The 17797-nt window shown below is 64.6% G+C and carries 6 protein-coding genes; 4 read left to right on the forward strand and 2 right to left on the reverse strand.

The window, feature by feature from the left end; all coding sequences use genetic code 11:
• Positions 1-10: 10 nt before the first annotated feature.
• Complete coding sequence (locus llg_RS22585; RefSeq protein WP_338287349.1) at positions 11-2767, reverse strand: ELWxxDGT repeat protein; 2757 nt, start codon at positions 2765-2767, stop codon at positions 11-13.
• 137 nt (positions 2768-2904) lie between these two features.
• Here llg_RS22585 and llg_RS22590 point away from each other — a divergent pair, with 137 nt between their 5' ends.
• The 4 genes from llg_RS22590 (at position 2905) to llg_RS22605 (ending at position 16863) form a co-directional block, all read left to right on the forward strand.
• Positions 2905-4701 (forward strand): L-fucose isomerase, encoded by a 1797-nt coding sequence (locus tag llg_RS22590; protein WP_338287350.1) that lies wholly within the window; start codon positions 2905-2907, stop codon positions 4699-4701.
• Positions 4702-4978: 277 nt separating this feature from the next.
• Positions 4979-11899 carry an autotransporter-associated beta strand repeat-containing protein gene (locus llg_RS22595; protein ID WP_338287351.1) on the forward strand — a complete coding sequence of 2307 codons (6921 nt, stop codon included), beginning with the start codon at positions 4979-4981 and terminating at the stop codon, positions 11897-11899.
• Between the two features lie 109 nt (positions 11900-12008).
• Positions 12009-14441 (forward strand): glycoside hydrolase family 95 protein, encoded by a 2433-nt coding sequence (locus llg_RS22600; protein ID WP_338287352.1) that lies wholly within the window; start codon positions 12009-12011, stop codon positions 14439-14441.
• Positions 14442-14463: 22 nt separating this feature from the next.
• On the forward strand, positions 14464-16863 hold the full coding sequence (locus llg_RS22605; RefSeq protein WP_338287353.1) for a PDZ domain-containing protein: 2400 nt from the start codon (positions 14464-14466) through the stop codon (positions 16861-16863).
• 3 nt (positions 16864-16866) lie between these two features.
• On the opposite strand, the gene llg_RS22610 is transcribed toward llg_RS22605, so the two are convergent.
• Complete coding sequence (locus llg_RS22610) at positions 16867-17781, reverse strand: serine protease (RefSeq protein ID WP_338287354.1); 915 nt, start codon at positions 17779-17781, stop codon at positions 16867-16869.
• Between the last annotated feature and the right edge of the window lie 16 nt (positions 17782-17797).

The raw sequence follows: 17797 nt of genomic DNA on the forward strand, positions 1-17797 counted from the left end.
TCCCCCACCCTCAGGGAGCCGGAGCCAGATCCGCGCTCACGTCCAACGAGTAAAGCTCGGTTCCCTTCGCCGCCGTGGTGGCCCGGAACAGCAACCGATTGCCCAGCAACGACAAGTTCAGCGGCCTGGACCCGTCGATGTCCGCCGTGAGATCGCTCACCTGGCGGGTTCCCTCCGGGGTTCCGTCGCTTTTCCACAACTCGTAGCCATTCAGATCGCTGAAAGCCGTGAAATAGAGCCTGTTGCCAACCGCCAGCAGACCCTCCGGCAAAGACGCCCTCGGTCCAACATTGAGGTCCTTGACCATCATCGTCCCCGCCTCCGTTCCGTCGGTCCTCCACAATTCGACGCCGTGCTCAGCATCCTCGCCCACGAAATACATCAAGCCGCCGATAGTCACGAGATCCGAGGCATGGGAAGTCCTCATGAAGGCATTCTCCTCCGTGGCCGGATGGAGCAATCGGGTGCCTCCAGCCGTCCCATCGCTCAACCACAACCCCTTGCCGTTGGTGGCCCCATTGGCGAAAAAGAGAACCGTTTGACCCAGCGTTCCGAGCCTGGGAATCTCCGCTCCCGGGCTGGTTTCATACGGCCCGGGATGACCGAAAATGGGATCAACCGGGTTGATGTCCTTCACCATCCAGGTTCCCTCCGTTGTTCCATCCGTCCGCCACAGCTCCTCGCCGTGGGCGGCATCGCTCGCCAGATAATACCACACTCCGCCGATCCGGTGGAAATCCCTGGCCTTGTAGCCTTGGGGTGGAGTTCCATACCCGTTTGCCTGGACAAACCGGGTGCCAGCCACCGTGCCATCCGTCATGACCAACGAACCGTTGGTCAGCGAAATCTCCGGAAAGAACAAGGTCCCGGCGGAAGCGGGCGGCATATTCGCCACCGGATAATTGGTCGTATCGTCGGAAGGCGTCGCCGTCGTTCCGGCCCTGGTTCCATCCGTCAGCCAAACCACCCCGTCGAAGTAGTCCTTGCCATTGATGAAGCAGGCCTTCCCCGAAATACTTCCGATGAAAGATGGCATCGGTTGGGTGTATGCCGGTTTCCCCGCCATGTTCAATAGCGCCACGGTTCCCCGGGTGGAACCGTCCGAGCCCCACACATTCACGCCCTTTTTTCCATCGGAAGCGACAAAGCACGCCCGGCTGCCTGCTGGAGCGATGTCATAAATGATCCCCGTCGGCCATTGGCTGGTCACGGCCTTCAACATCGTAGTACCAGCGGCGGTGCCATCCGTCACCCAGAAGCCGGTGCCGCGGGATCCATCCTGGGCACAGAAGTAAGCCTTGTTTCCGGCAGCCACGATCTTGGGCGTGTAGGACGCGACCGAACTACCCGTCCCCGCCTTGAACTGGGTCAGCCGGACGGTTCCTTTCGTGGAAGCCGTGGCATCGGTTTTCCAGAGTTGGCCCGCAGCCACGAAAAACAAGTTCGCCCCCAAGGCGGTTGGCTGGCTGGCATTGGAGCCAGCCTTGCCGGACTGAATGTCTTTCACCAGCCGGGTACCCTTCGCGGTGCCATCCGTCGTCCACAGCTCCCGGCCACGGGTCGGTTCGTTCCGGGAAAAGAACACCCGCCCCCCGAGGGCTCCCACATCCCCCACGCCGATATCGGCTGCACCGGCAGCGCGCGAATCCTTGAGATCGCTCACCACCACGGTGCCCTGGGCGGAGCCATCCGATTTCCACAATCCCGGCCCGATGCCGGATCCGTAAGCCCGGATGTACATCACTCCGCCCGCCGGGGTGAACCCTCCCAGAAGAGGTGTGTCTCCTCCTCCGTAGCAGATGATGTCTTTGACGAACCCCGTTCCGGCCGGGGTTCCATCGCTCTTCCACAAATCAACCCCGTGGTTCGCATTCAATCCGCCGAAAAACAACGTGTTGCCCACTGTCCCCGAGGAAGCATTGCGATACCATCCCCCCACATCCGCCAACTTCGAGGTGTTGCCGACAGAGCCATCCGTTCTCCACAGCTCCATCTGAACCGCGCCGCGGCCGAAGAAATACAGGAAATCCGCCGCCGGGGCGAAGGAGTAGGTCGTATCGGCCACCCCGCCGTTGGCAACCACCGCGATCCGGACGAATCCGGTGCCCGCTTCATTTCCAACCCAGAGCTCCTGGCCGATTCCCACGAAGATCCTGCCACCATATCCAGCCATCGACCCGATGGTGTCGGTGTCGAGCGGGGATGGATTCGCAGTGAATCCAATGACCGGCACCGTGCCTCCGGTCGTCCCATCGCTTTTCCAGAGCTGGTCATCCTCTCCTTCGATATCGGAGGGCATCACGAAAAACAGCGTGTCACCCACCGCGGTCAGCAGTTCGGGGGCGACTTCGGGAGCCCCGCCACCGAAGTCCTTCACCAGAACGGTGCCCGCGGCCGTGCCATCGGTCTTCCAAAGCTGGAAGCCATGCACCCAGTCATCCGCCACGAAAAACACCTGCGATCCCACCACCGTGGGATTCCGCGGAAACGAGGATCCCGGCCCCGGATTGAGATCCTTCACCAGCACCGTGCCGGCGGGCGTGCCGTCGCTTTTCCATAACTCCTCCCCCACCGCCGCGTCGTAGGCGGCAAAAAGCAACGTGTTCCCGAAGGGAGTCAAGGCATGCACATCGGTTTGCATGCCAGTGGCATCGATCACCGGGTTGATATCCTTGACCAGGACCGGAACCGGCTCCGCCGCCATCGCTCCCTGGGAGACGATGGAAACCAAGGAGACAAGACAGGGGAAGCGATGAAGATGGATCATCTTAAGGTAATGTCGCGCGCAGCTATCCAAGCCCTACCAACCAAATACGAGCGAAATCCTCTGCCGAACAAAATTTGGCTTTTTCTGCTAAAATCTCCGCTTGCCCGTGAATTGGGATGCGCCATGCTGGGGGTCGAATGAAGTCCGCTACCGTTTTCAGCTCGTTCCCGAAAGTCGGGATCCGTCCCACCATCGACGGCCGCTACGGCGGCGTCCGCGAATCCCTCGAAGGCCGCACGATGGACATGGCGAAGTCCGCCGCCGCGCTCATTTCCAAGGAGCTGCGCAATCCGGACGGTTCCCCGGTGGAGTGCGTGATCGCGGACACCTGCATCGGCGGCGTGGCCGAGGCCTCCGCCGCCGCGGACAAGTTCCGCCGTGAAAACGTGGGCCTCACGCTGACCGTGACTCCCTGCTGGTGTTACGGTTCCGAGACCATGGACATGGACCCGCTGCACCCGAAGGCGGTGTGGGGCTTCAATGGCACCGAGCGTCCGGGCGCGGTCTATCTCGCCGCGGTGCTCGCCGGCCACACCCAGAAGGGCATTCCGGCCTTCGGCATCTACGGCCAGGACGTCCAGGCCGCCACCGACACCTCGATCCCCGAGGACGTTTCGGAAAAGATCCTCAATTTCGTCCGCTGCGGCCTGGCCGTGGCGAACATGAAGGGCAAGGCCTACCTCTCGATGGGCGGCACCTCGATGGGCATCGCCGGGTCGATGGTGGACTACGCGATGTGGGAGAAGTACTTCGGCATGCGCGTCGAGGACATCGACATGACCGAGTTCGTGGGCCGCATGAACAAGGGCCAGTTCGACCAGGCCGAGTATGAAACGGCGCTCGCCTGGGTGAAGGAGCACTGCAAGGAGGGCGACGACTACAATTCCGAGGCCACCAAGCGCAGCCGCGAGCAGCTCGACGCCGAGTGGGAAACCAACGTCAAGATGGCGCTCATCGCCCGCGACCTGATGGTGGGCAATCCGAAGCTCGCCGAAATGGGCCTCCACGAGCAGGCGCGCGGCCACCACGCGATCGCCGCCGGTTTCCAAGGCCAGCGCCAGTGGACCGACCACTTCCCGAACGGTGATTTCCTCGAGGCGATCCTCAATTCCTCCTTCGACTGGAACGGCGCGCGCGCGCCCTACATCGTGGCGACCGAGAACGACGCGCTCAACGGTGCGGGCATGCTGATGGGCTGGCTGCTCACCAACACCGCCCAGATCTTCGCCGACCTGCGCACTTACTGGAGCCTCGATGCGATCAAGACCGCGTCCGGCGTGGAGCTGGACCATGAGCTGATCTCGGACGGCATCCTCCACCTCATCAACTCCGGCCCGGCCGCGCTCGACGGCACCGGCCAGTGCACCGACGCCGAGGGCGAACCGGCGATGAAGTCCCACTGGGACATCACGGCGGAGGAAATGAAGAAGTGCCTGGAAGCCACCACCTGGCACCCGTCCATCACCGAGTATTTCCCGGGCGGCGGCATGAGCACCCGCTACAAGACCCGCGGCGGCATGCCTGCGACCATGATCCGCCTGAACCTCGTCGACGGCCTCGGCCCGGCGCTCCAGATCGCGGAAGGCTACACGGTCGAGCTGCCGGAGGACGTCCACAACTCCCTCGACCAGCGCACCAACCCGACCTGGCCGACCACCTGGTTCTCCCCGATCCTCACCGGCGAGGGTGCCTTCACCAGCGCCTACGACGTGATGAACAACTGGGGTGCCAACCACTGCGTGATGACCGCCGGCCACGTCGGCCACCTCTACATCACGCTGGCCTCGATGCTCCGCATCCCGGTCTACATGCACAACGTCGAGGACCACCGGGTGTTCCGCCCGGCCTCGTGGCGAGCCTTCGGCACCGCCGATCTGGAGGGGGCGGATTTCCGCGCCTGCCAGACCTACGGTCCGCTCTACGGCCGCCGTTGATTTCAGCCGATCTTCATTCCCATCTTCGAGAGAGCCACGCGACCCCGCGTGGCTCTTTTTTTGCCCCCGGAGCACCCGCCCTGTCCGGAAATACCAAAAACCGGAGAATTCATCGGACGCTGATCGCGAATCAGCCAACCGCCCTCAAATAGCCACATTTCCGGCCATAAGAAGAAGGCGTTCCCCACGGAGGCCCTTGACACACGCCGCCGATGACACCAGTAAGTAACTGATTTTTAGGTCAATTCGTCTTTGTTCTTCGTTGCATTCCCCGTTTATGGAAACCCAGATCCCGTGTTTGGCGGGCGGACCATCGCGTTTATCGCGATACCTGCCGCTTCTCCTCCTTGGTTCGGCTCCAGCCGCCTTGGCCCAGTACCACAACTTCACCGGTGTCCCGAGCAACTCGGACTGCATCATGCAGGACTACCGGTCCCCGAATGTCCCGGGTGGCATCTATGATGCGATCCACGAGGAGAACGTAAGCAGCTCCGATGGTGGATCGGGCTACTTCTACGGCGGTTACACCCACCAGAACCAGGGGGGCACCAAGACGCTGGTGCAGTATGTCTGCTGGCCCGCCAGCGGCGGCACTCCATCCTACGCCCAGCAGATCCCCGTGTTCGCCGGAGCCAACATGGTCGGCAACATCCAGATCGGCGAGGGCAGCAGTTGTTCGATCAAGGGCTACTGGCCGCAATTCTCCTCCAGCCAGTGGTACCGCTCGGTGGTGCGCTACTGGCAGCCCGCGGATGGCACGGCCCATGTCGGCTACCAGGGGATGTGGATGAAGGAACCGGTGAGCGGAAATTGGTACCACCTCGGCACCTTCCAGTATCCCTTCGCCGTCACCGGCGTGAACGGGATGAGCGGCTGGCAGGAGAATTTCACCGGCTACACGGGCGACTACGTCGTGGACCACGCCAACGGCTACTACCACAAGAGCGGCGCGTGGCAGCGGGCGAACCAGATTGGTTTCACGTCGAACGGGTTCTCGAGCATCCTCGATCCCGGCACCAACACGGTGGCGCGTTCGCAAGTGGGGCCGACCTACGCCGCGTCCTACAACAACCCCATCACCCTCACCCTCTCCGGCCAGCCGGTGGCACCGACCTTCGATCCGATCGTGGTCAGCAGCTCGACCGCCACGGCCTACGGATCGCAGTTGCTGGTGAAGTGGGACATGCCGCTGACCAGCTCGCCGCAGCTCAGCTACAAGATCGAGGTCTTCAACAATTCCGGCTACACCGGATCGCCCTCGCTGACGTTCACCGAGAATGAACCCGAGGTCCGGCAGAAGGTACTGAACACCACCGGCATCGCCACGCCCTATGTCCGACTCACGATTTCGGACATCTTTTACAACAGCGGCACGCCGATCCTCATCACGCCAGCCACCGCCACGCTGACGCCAGCCGTCGCGGCTTCCGGAACCGTGGCGGGTCTGAATTACCAATACTATCAGGCGGCCTCCGGCACCTGGACGGCCCTGCCGGACTTCACCACGCTCACCGCGAGCCGCCAGGGAGCCGTCAGCATTCCGGACGCCACTCCGCGGCTGCGCCGCAATGACTACGGCTTCACCTACACCGGCTATTTCAATGCCTCGTCCGATGGCTTGTATGCCTTCACCCTGCGTTCCGGTGACGGCAGCGTGCTGGTCATCGATGGCACCACCGTGATCGACTTCGACGGGCTGCACGACTCCACCCAGTTCAAGAGCGGCGGCATCGCGCTGGCCGCAGGCAAGCACTCGGTGACATTGAAATACTTCCGCGGAGCCACCAATCCGGTCCACACCGCCGCCTACAACGATGGCATCGGCCTGAGCTATGAAGGCCCCGGCATCGCGGCGGCGGACGTTCCTGCCTCGGCATTCTCACGGACACCGGGCGCGAGCGAGCCGGTCATCACCATGAGCGCGCCCGCGAACGGGGCGACGGTGGTGAACTCCAGCCCGGGCCTGAGCGCGGCCGTCACCGCGAACGGTGCCACCATCAACAGCGTCCAGTTCTACATGACCGGGGACAAGCCCTACTACCCCAGACCGGACAAGTCCGCGGGGTATTTCATCGGGCAGGACACCACCGCTCCCTACGAATTCAATTCGCAGGTCTGGACGGCGGGCACGAACCAGGTGCGCGCGCGTCTGGTCTACAATGGCAACCGCACGATCGATTCGGAGCCGATCACCATCACCACCACCAATACCGCGCTGGGGTCCTGGACCTGGGATCCGCTCGAGGTGCACAACTACTCCACCGGAGCCAGCGTCCTGGGAGACAAGGTTTCACTCATTGGCGATGGCATGAACCTGATGAGCCGCCAGGCAACCGGCGATTGCACCATCATCGGTCATCTCGCGAGCCTGCCCGCCAACACCGCCGGACCGGACGGTGTCGCCCCGGACTCGGACTGGCGCGCGGGCTTCATCCTGCGCAGCACCCGCAACGCGACCGTGGGCGAACCGCTCGGCAATGGCAGCGGCACCCGTTTCGCCGCGATGTTCAGCAATGTCGGTGGCGGCACCTATTTCGAGGACGACACCATGACCAACGGCAACGGCGACGCCAACCGCTGGTCGAGCAATCTCGGTGGAGCCAACCGCTGGTACAAGATCCAGCGCGTCGGCGATGTGTTCACCAGCTCGGTCTCCTCGGACGGAGCCAGTTGGAGCGTGGTCAACACCGTCACGCTCTCCGGCTTCGGCTCGACCCTCTATGCCGGTCCTTTCATCCACGCCGTCCAATCGGAGAACCCGAACGTCCACAGCGCCAGCTTCGACAGCATCAGCATCATGGGGCCGAATGTCAGCGGCCCGGCCAGCGTTTCGGTGAGCCCCTCGACCAATGCCGTGGTCAACGGCCTGCCCGCCACCTTCACCTCGTCCGTCATCGGTGCGGTGCCGACCGGCTACCAATGGCAATTCAACGGGGTCGACATTCCGGGCGCGACCGGTTCCACCTACACGATCTCCAGCGTGGGTGCCGCCAATGCGGGCAGCTACACGGTGGTGGCCAATGGCGTCACCAGCGCCGCGGCGACACTGACCCTCAGCACGCCGCCGGGCTCCGGTGTCTGGACGAATGCGGCGGGTGGCTCCTGGATCACGACCACCAACTGGAGCGGCAGCACCATCGCCAGCGGCACCGATGCCGCGGCGGACTTCAGCACGCTGAGCCTGACCGCCGACCGCACTGTTTCCCTCAATGGCGCGCGCACCGTGGGTGTCCTCGTCTTCGATGACCTGAACGCGACCAAGCACACGTGGACGCTCGCCACCGGCAGCGCCGGACCGATCACGCTCGCCACCAGCAGCGGCACGCCGGACATCGCGGTCAAGACCCCGACCATCATCAGCGCGGTGGTCGCGGGCAACCAAGGCTTCGATAAAACCGGCAGCGGCTACCTGACGCTCACCGGCACCAGCACCTTCACCGGCACCGCGCAGGTCAATGCGGGCACGCTCGAAGTCCAGAAAAAATCCGGGGACGTCCCCTACACCATCGCCCACGGTGCCACGCTCAAGATCGGCTACAGCACCGGCGGCGGCTATGCGAACACCAACCTGACGCTTCGCGGCAATGGCACGGCGGCCACCACCGGTCTCTATCTCGCGGGCGGCACCACCTACAACTCCAGCGGCCAGATCGTCCTCCAGTCCGCGCCCACCACCATCCGCCAGTATGGCAGCGGAGCCGCCAAGATCGGCACCTACGATGTGAACGGCGACGGCCTGTGGTGCACGGGCGACGCCTCCGGATCGATCATCGATGCCAATATCCAGATGGTCAGCTCCGGCTACGGCATGTCCGTCCAGGTGGACCCAGGCGCGGCGACCGCCACCGGCGACCTCGTCATCAATGGCCCGCTCAGTGCCGGCAGCCTGGGCTTTTACAAGCGCGGCACGGGATCGGTCCGGCTCAATGGCACCGCCACCGCCTCGAACCTCGGTGTCAAAGCATTGGAAGGAACCGTGATCTGCGGCACGACGAACTGTCTCGGTTCGGCCGCCGCCGTTCCGGTCTCGTCGGGAGCGACCGTAGCCCTGAACGGTTTTTCGCAGACGGTCGCATCCATCAGCACGGTTTCCGGAGCAACCCTCGCGTTCGGGGGCACCGGCACGCTGACCACGGCGAGTTCCTCGCTGGCGGGTTCCCTGCAGATGACCCTCAACAAGGGAGCAGCCCCCGCGAACAGCAAGCTGACGCTTTCCACCGGCACCCTGACCTACGGCGGGACGCTCTCGGTCAATTCGATTGGAGCTACGGCGTTTGCCGTAGGCGACAGCTTCCAGCTCTTCAGCGCGCCCTCCTACGGCGGATCGTTCACCTCCATCAGCCTGCCATTGCTGCCACTCGGCCTGATCTGGGACACCAGCACGATTGCCACCGATGGCACGATCAAGGTCGCCGATCCCGGCACCAGCTTCTGGAATGGCGGTGGCGCGGACACCTCCTGGAGCACGGCTGGCAACTGGAACGGAGTGCTGCCGGTGAACGGCCAGTTGCTCACCTTCCAAGGCAGCACGAAATTGGCCTCCACAAACAACCTCCTCACCGCGATCGGCCAGGTCACCTTCGCCAGCAGCGGATTCAGCCTTTCCGGAAACGCGGTCACCTTGCAAGGCGGCCTCATCAACCAGACCGGCACGAATACCTGGGCGATCCCGACGACCTTGCTGGCCGACCAGACCTTCCTGAGCAGCGCGGGAACGCTGACCGTGAGCGGCACGGTGAACACCAGCGGCAGGGATCTCACGCTTGATGGTGCGGGTGCCATCACCCTTTCCGGCGTCATCTCCGGCTCCGGGGATCTCATCAAGAACGGCGCGGGAACGGCCACCGTCACCGCCCAGAACACCTTCACCGGCATCGTCACGGTGAACGCGGGGACGCTTCGGGCGAATGGCGGCAATTCATCGCTGGGATCGCTCGGCTCAGCCAGCTCCCTCGTCGTCAACAATGGCGGCACGATCTCCGTCGGCACCACCGACAATGGTTTCACCGGCTCTTCGAGTTCCGCGGCGAAAAGCGTGCAGATCAACACCGGCGGCCTGCTCACCAACACCGGCAGCACCACCCACCACCTGAACGCGATCGTGATGAACGGCGGCACGATTTCCGCCACCACCGCGAATGCCACCTACGGCAACTGGAACTTCGATCGCGGGATTTCCACTCCGGGCAATGGAAGCACCTCCACCATCAGCGGTGGCAATGCCGCGCTGACGCAGACGGGAGGCACCGCCTTCAACGTCGGCACCGGAGACACGCTGAACGTTTCCACGCTGCTGGCCCACGTGACCAACGCCTCCACCGGTGACACCGGCGTGGTGAAGAGCGGCGCGGGCACGCTCTCCCTCACCGCCACCAACACCTACACCGGCGGCACCATCGTGAATGGAGGAACGCTCGCCGCCGCCTCGGTGACGGACGCCGGTGGGGCGATCGGCAAATACACCTCCGGCACTCCCGGCGCGCTGACGATCGCGAACGGGGCCGTGTTCAAGTTCACCGGCTCCGGCACCCAGACCACCGCCCGCAACCTCTGGATCAACACCGGCACCAGCGGTGCCATCGATGTGACCTCTCCCGGCAGCCTGACCTTCACGGGCACCGGAGGCGCGATCACCGACCCCCTCACCAAGACCGGCAGCGGCATTCTCCAGATCAACGATGCCCTCACCGGCAGCGCCTCCGTGACCGTGAACGGAGGCACCTTGAAGCTCGGCACCAGCAACAGCAGCTATTCCGGAGGCACCACCGTCACCAGCGGCACGCTGGAGCTCAGCGGCTCCAACGATGCCTATGGCAAGATCACCGGCGTCATCCATATTGCCCCCGCCGGCACGCTGAAGCTCTCCAGCGCCAATGCCCTGGGATACAACGGCACCCAGGTGACCATCCTCAATGTCAACGGCGGCCTCGTCGACAACGTCGCGGCCGGAGACAACGGCTGGGGCCAGACCTTCAATCTCACCGGGGGCACCCTGCGGTCGAACGGCGGCACCAGCAGCGGCACCGCCACCCAGCTTTTCGCCATCGGCAATGGCACGGCCATCAACAGCTTCGCCAGCAGCACGATCTCGGTCATCGCCGGCCGCCTCACGATGCGCCAATCGTCCACGACGTTCACCGTGGAAGAAGGCACCGCCACGGTGGACCTCGATGTCTCCGCGGCGATGACCGAAAACGCCACCAACAGTGGAATCACCAAGGCCGGGCCCGGCGTCCTGCAGCTCAGCGGAGCGAACACCTATGCCGGAACCACGACAATCGCCGCGGGCACCCTGAACCTCACCGGTTCGATCGCCGCGGGAGCGGTGACGGTGCAAAACGGCGGCACGCTCGGCGGCACCGGCACCCTCGGCGGGGCCACCACCGTGCAAAGCGGCGGATCGCTCGCTCCGGGCGCGAACGCCATCGGCACGCTGACCGTCAACAACACGCTGTCGCTCGCGGGCACGGTCCGGATGGAACTTTCCAAAACCGGCACCACCCTGGCGGCGGACAAGATTTCCGGCATCACCACCGTGACCTACGGCGGCACGCTGCTGGTCACCGCGCTGGGACCCGACCCGCTCGCCACGGGCGATACCTTCCAGCTCTTCAGCGCCACCACCCGGACCGGCTCCTTCGCCACGCTTACCCTTCCCGGCCTTGCCTCCGGGCTCGCCTGGGACACCAGCGGCCTTGCCACCAGCGGTTCGATCACCGTGGTTTCCTCCGCCAGCGTGGCGTACAATGCCTGGGCATCGAACCTCACGCCGGGAGTCAACGACGCGAAGAATCAGGACCCCGATCACGATGGGCTCAACAATCTGGGTGAATTCGCCTTCGACAACAACGCCCTGTCCGGCAGCAACGCGGGCAAGATCGTGACCAAGTCCGCCGTCATCGGCGGGGAGAAATGCGTGGTCCTCACCGCGCCGGTGCGGAACGGGGCCCTGTTCAGCGGCACCACCGCGCAGGTGTCCGATCCGGTGGACGGCTTGGTTTACCGGATCGAAGGGAGCGCGGACTTCGGCACGTGGAACCTCGGCGTGGCCGAGCTCACCGGCACCGCCGCCGATCCCTACAAGGCCAACCTGCCGGTCCTCGACAGTGGCTGGAGCTACCGCTGTTTCCGCACCCTGGGGAATCTCCAGAAGAGCTTCCTGCGGGCGAAGGTCAGCGAGAGCCAGGCGGCGCAATGAGCACCGCCGACAAGGATCGCCTTGTTGTTGAACGCAAAAAAGAATGAAATAATGTTGGGGCATCTGCGTATTTTTGGATATTTCTGCGATACGCGAATTCCCCAATCCCATGCGCCGTCATCTCTCGCTCCTCCTGCTGGCCTCCGCCACCTGCCTGCACGCCAAGGAACCCTCGATCACCGGTGACCGGACACCGCCCACGGAGCCATCGAGCCTGTGGTTCACCGCCCCGGCCCGGGTGATGGACAAGCCGCGGGTGGCCATCGCCGAGGGCACCCAGTCCGAGATCGCGAAGGAAGCGCGGAAATACGATTTCTGGGAGTCGCTGCCGGTGGGCAATGGTCGCCTCGGTGCGATGGACTGCGGCGGCGTCGACCTGGAACGTGTGATCCTGAATGAGTCCAGTGTCTGGTCCGGGGGCGATTACGACGGCAACAAGTATGACGCGAGCAAGAGCCTGCCGGAGATCCGCCAGAAGCTGTTCGCCGGTGACATCGCGGGCGCGGAGGAGGCGCTCAACAAGAACTTCGGCTGGGTGGGCAAGCGCTTCGACCCGACCCAGTTCGGCAGCTATCAGACGCTCGGTGACCTGCTGCTGAAGTTTCCGGACAGCGAGGAAGCCGCCACCGGCTACCGCCGCGATCTGAATCTCCGCACCGGCGTGGTGACCACCACCTACCAGCGTGGCGGCGTGACCTTCACCCGCGAGCTGGTGATTCCGAAGAAGGAAGAGGTCATCGCGATCCATCTCAAGGCCGACAAGCCGGGCGCCCTCACCTTGCTGGCGACCCTTGCCCGCCCGACGCAGGTGAAGACGCGCAAGGACGGCGACCGCTTCGTGATGGAGGGCCAGCTCACCTTCGACTGGCCCGGCAAGGAGGGCGTCCGCTATCAGGCGCTGCTCGGCGCGAAGACCAAGGGCGGCAAGGCCGTGACCGGGGACGACGGCATCCAGATCACCGGGGCAGACGAGGTGACGCTCTACGTTTCCGCGGGCACCGACATGCGGACGAAGGATTTCACCGCGCCGATCGCGAAACGCCTGACCGGGGCGCTGGCCGCGGATTTCAAAACAGTGCGCGATGCCGCCGCGAAGGATCACCAGGCCTACGCCGACCGCTGCCAACTCACGCTGCCCGCCACCGACGCGGCGAAGCTGCCGACGCCCGAGCGCGTGAAGCAGGCGGAGAAAACCGCCGATCCGGCGCTGGAGGCGATCTACTTCCAATACGGCCGCCACCTTCTCATTTCCGGGTCCCGCCCGGACTCGACCCTGCCCACCAACCTCCAGGGCATCTGGTGCGAGGAGACCAAGGCTCCGTGGAACGGCGACTTCCACAGCAACATCAACCTCCAGATGAACTACTGGCCGGCGGAGGTGACGAACCTTTCCGACTGCCATCTGCCATTGTTCGACCTGATCCGGCTCACCGCGAAGCAGGGCGTGAAGTCGGCGAAGGCCTACTACAATGCGCCGGGCTGGCTGTGCTTCCACACCCAGAACCCATGGGGCTACTCGGCGCCGACCAACCTCTCGGCGGGCTCCGGCTCCACCTGCGGCGCCTGGCTGGCCCAGCACATCTGGACCCACTACGACTACACCCGCGACGAGGCTTTCCTGCGCGAGAACTATCCGGTGCTGCGCGAGGCCAGCCGCTTCTTCCTCGCGACCCTGGTGGAGGAGCCGAAGAACCACTGGCTGGTGACCAGCCCCTCGAACTCTCCGGAGAACGACTACGTCATCCCCGGCATGAACAAGGATGACAAGAAAAGCCACACCTCGCTGACCTACGGCGCGACCTACGACATGCAGATCATCCGCGACCTGTTCGCCAATACCTCGGCGGCCGCCAAGGTGCTGAAGACCGATGCGGATCTGGTGAAGAAGATCGAAGCCGCCGAGGCGAAGCTCGCGCCCACCCGCGTCAACAGCGAGGGCCGCATCATGGAGTGGATCGAGGACTACCAGGAGACCGACATCCACCACCGCCACAGCTCACCGCTGTGGGGTCTGCACCCCGGCAACCAGATCACCGCCGGCACGCCGGAGCTCTTCAAGGGCGCACGGCTGCTCCTCGAGCGCCGTGGCGATGCCTCGACCGGCTGGTCGATGGCGTGGAAGTCGAACTTCTGGGCACGCCTCCGCGATGGCGACCGCAGCCGCAAGCTGCTCTCGATGCTGATCGGCCGCGGCGCGGGCAACCTCTTCTGCCTCCACCCACCGTTCCAGATCGATGGCAATTTCGGCGGCACCGCGGCGATCGCGGAAATGCTGCTCCAGAGCCAGCAATCGGACGCCAAGGGCGCGCCGGTGATCGACCTGCTGCCCGCCCTGCCCACCGCGTGGTCGGATGGCAAAGTCAGCGGGCTGAAGGCGCGCGGCGGTTTCACCGTGGACGTCGAATGGAAGGACGGCAAGCTGGTGAACGCGACGATCGTGTCCGCGCTCGGCGGCCCTGCCACCCTGCGGAACGGCGACACCACCGTGACCGTGACCACCGCCAAGGGCCAGACGCTCAAGCTGGGTGCCGACCTGAAGTGATCTCCTTTTCCCTCTGCATCGCATGTCTTTGAAACAGTCCCTCGTCGCGCTCGGCTTCCTGTGCACGCCCGCGCTGGCGGCCGACCTCTACGTTACCCCGTCCGGAAAAGACACCAATCCCGGCACCCAGGCCGCGCCGCTGGCCACGCTCGATGGCGCCCGGCTGAAAGTCCGCCCGCTGGCGGGCAAGGAGAAGGTCACTGTTCATTTCGCCAAGGGGGTCTACTACCTGCCCGCCACCGTCCGCTTCACGGCGGAGGATTCCGGCGCGGAGGGAAAGCCCGTCATCTATGAAGGCGAGGACGGCGCGGTGATCAGCGGCGGCAGCCTGCTGAAGCTCGATTGGCAACCGGACGGCAACCGCTTCAAGGCGACCACGCCCGCCGGACTGGAAATGGACCAGCTTTGGATCAACGGTCGGCGCGAGCCGATGGCCCGCTTCCCGAACCGCGAGGAGGGCAAGAACCTCTTCGATGCCTGGGTGCTGGAGCACACCAGCACGCCCGATCCGGAAAAGGATCCGCTCAAGCCGGAACGCGTCGCCAGGTGGTCGAACCCCGCGGGAGCCTATCTCCACGCCATGCACATCTCGCTGTGGGGCGACATGCACTGGCTGGTGAAGGGCAAGAAGGCGGATGGCTCGCTGGACATGGAAGGCGGCTGGCAGAACAACCGCCCGTCCCGCATGCACCCGCGCTACCGGATGGTGGAGAATGTGTTCGAGGAACTCGACGCGCCGGGCGAGTGGTTCCACGACCGCGCGGCCAACACACTCTATTACCAGCCGCCCGCGGGCACGGACGTGAAATCCGCCGCCGTGGAAGTGGTGCGGTTGCCGCGGTTGCTCTCCTTCGAGGGCGAGCAGGGCAAACCGGTGAAGTTCATCGGCCTGCGCGGCCTGACGTTCCGCCACGCCGCCCGCACCTTCATGGCGAACAAGGAGCAGCTCCTGCGCACCGACTGGACCGTGTGCCGGGATGGCGCGGTGTTCCTCCAGGGCGCGGAGAACTGCGCGGTGGAAAGTTGCACCTTCGACCAGGTCGGCGGGAACACGGTTTTCGTGAACGACTACAACCGTCGTATCACCGTGCGGAGCTGTTACATCCACGACAGCGGCGCGAACGGCGTCGCCTTCGTCGGCAACCCGGAGGCCGTGCGCAGCCCGCTCTTCCGCTACGGTTCACAGGACTTCGCGAAGATCGACCGCACGCCCGGCCCGAAGAACGACCGCTACCCGGCCGATTGCCTGGTGGAGGATTGCCTGATCACCCGCACCGGCCGCGATGAAAAGCAGACCGCGCCGGTGGAGATCGACATCGCCGCGCGCATCACCGTGCGCCATTGCTCGCTCTACGATGTGCCGCGCGCCGGACTGAACATCGGCGACGGCTGCTTCGGCGGCCACGTGGTGGAAGACTGCGACATCTTCAACACCGTGCTCGAGACCGGCGACCACGGCTCGTTCAACTCGTGGGGCCGCGACCGTTTCTGGGACCCGGGCATCGGCAAGTTCTCCGCGGAGGTGGCGAAGGACCCCAGCCTGCCGTTCCTCGACGTGATCGAGCCGATCACGCTGCGCCACAACCGCTGGCGCTGCGACCACGGCTGGGACATCGACCTCGACGACGGCTCGACCCGCTACGTGATCGAGAACAACCTGCTGCTCAACGGCGGGCTGAAGATGCGCGAGGGCTACAAGCGGATCGCCCGCAACAACGTGATCGTGAACAACGCCCTCCACCCCCACTGCTGGCCGGTGGACAACGGCGACCTCTTCACCGGCAACATCGTTTCCGCCGCCTACAAGCCCGCCGCGATCCACGGCGGCAAGTGGGGCGAGACGGTGGACAAGAACCTCTTCACCACCAGCGACGCGGACCGGACGAAGTACGCGAAGAACGGCTGCGACGCGAACTCGATCGTGGGCGATGCGCTGTTCATCAACCCGGCCAAGGGTGACTTCCGCGTGAAGGACGGTTCACCCGCCTTCAAGATCGGCTTCAAGAACTTCCCGATGGACAACTTCGGCGTCACCAGCCCGAAGCTGAAGGCCATCGCCAAGACGCCGGACATCCCGGAACTGCGGAAGGCCGCCACGGAGGCCGCGGGCGCGGACGAGAAGCAGGTGACATGGATGGGTGCCCGGCTGCGCGACATTTCCGGCGAGGAGTTCTCCGCCTACGGCGTGAGCAAGGAATCTGGCGGCGTGGCCGTTGCCCAGGTTTCCGGCCCTCTCGCCCAAGCTGGATTCAAGCCCGGCGACCTGATCCAACAGGTCGAGGGCAAACCGGTTTCCAACCTCGCGGCCTTCAAGGCGGCGCTGGAGAAGCTCCCCGCGAAACCGGAAACCGCCTTCGGCATCATCCGCAACCAGATGCCCGCCACCCTCACGGTGAAGGGCAAGGTCGAGCCGTTGAAGTAGGCCTCACGGCGTTTCCTTCGGATCACGCTTCAGAAGCAGCATCACTCCCCGTGCGGGAACCGCCTCGTGGAGCGTGATCATCGTCTGGCCACCGGCCTTTTTGGTATCGTTGCTCAGTGTGGAGATCGTGGACACGTGGCCGATGGCGTTTCCGCAGGCATCGACAAGCGCCGCGCCACTGGAACCGGGAGCCCACTCGGTGCTGGCGTTCATGCGCAGCCGCACGGCGTCCTCGAACTTCATCGCGTCTCCGCTCTCGCCCTTCTTCCAGTAGAAACGGCTCACCACGCCTGCGCTGAAATAGCCGAGGTGACCGAAGGGCTCGCTGTAAAGGTAGGCGGCATCGCCCGGTGACACCTGGTCCTGCAGCGGCAGCGGTTCCAAGGCGGAGCCCTCGATCCGCAGCACCGCGGCATCCAGTTCCTTTTCCGCGGCGATCACCGAGGTGACCGCGTAGACCTTTTCCTCCGCGTCCACGGCGATCAGGTAGCCCTCCCGCATTTCATGATCCGGACGCACGCAGTGATGGCAGGTCACCACCGCGCCCTTGCGGTCGATGACGTAACCGCCCGCGAGGTTGAGGTGCCAGTGGTCGCACTTCGGGCACAGGTAGAACCAGCCGATGCGGACGAAGCCCTTGGTGGCGGCGATGGCCACGTCCCGGCTGACCAGCGGTTGGGTCTTGGCGGGAAGGAGCTCGACCGGTTCCGCCACCGGTTTTTCGACCAATTCGGCGATCTTCTCCTTCGACAGCAGCTTACCCGCGTCCTTGAGCGCCTCCGCCTGCTGGACGATGCCGGGGTTGTTCGAAAGCGGCACGCCGGGTTCGATCGGAACGCCGGGGGCCTGGGCGAAGGCGGGAAGCGCACCGGCCGCCAGCAGCACGGCACAAACGGAGGAAACGGATTTCAGAAACATCGGAGTCGAACGGTGA

It is taken from the genome of Luteolibacter sp. LG18 (assembly GCF_036322585.1).
In the GTDB taxonomy this organism is placed as follows: Bacteria; Verrucomicrobiota; Verrucomicrobiia; order Verrucomicrobiales; family Akkermansiaceae; genus Luteolibacter.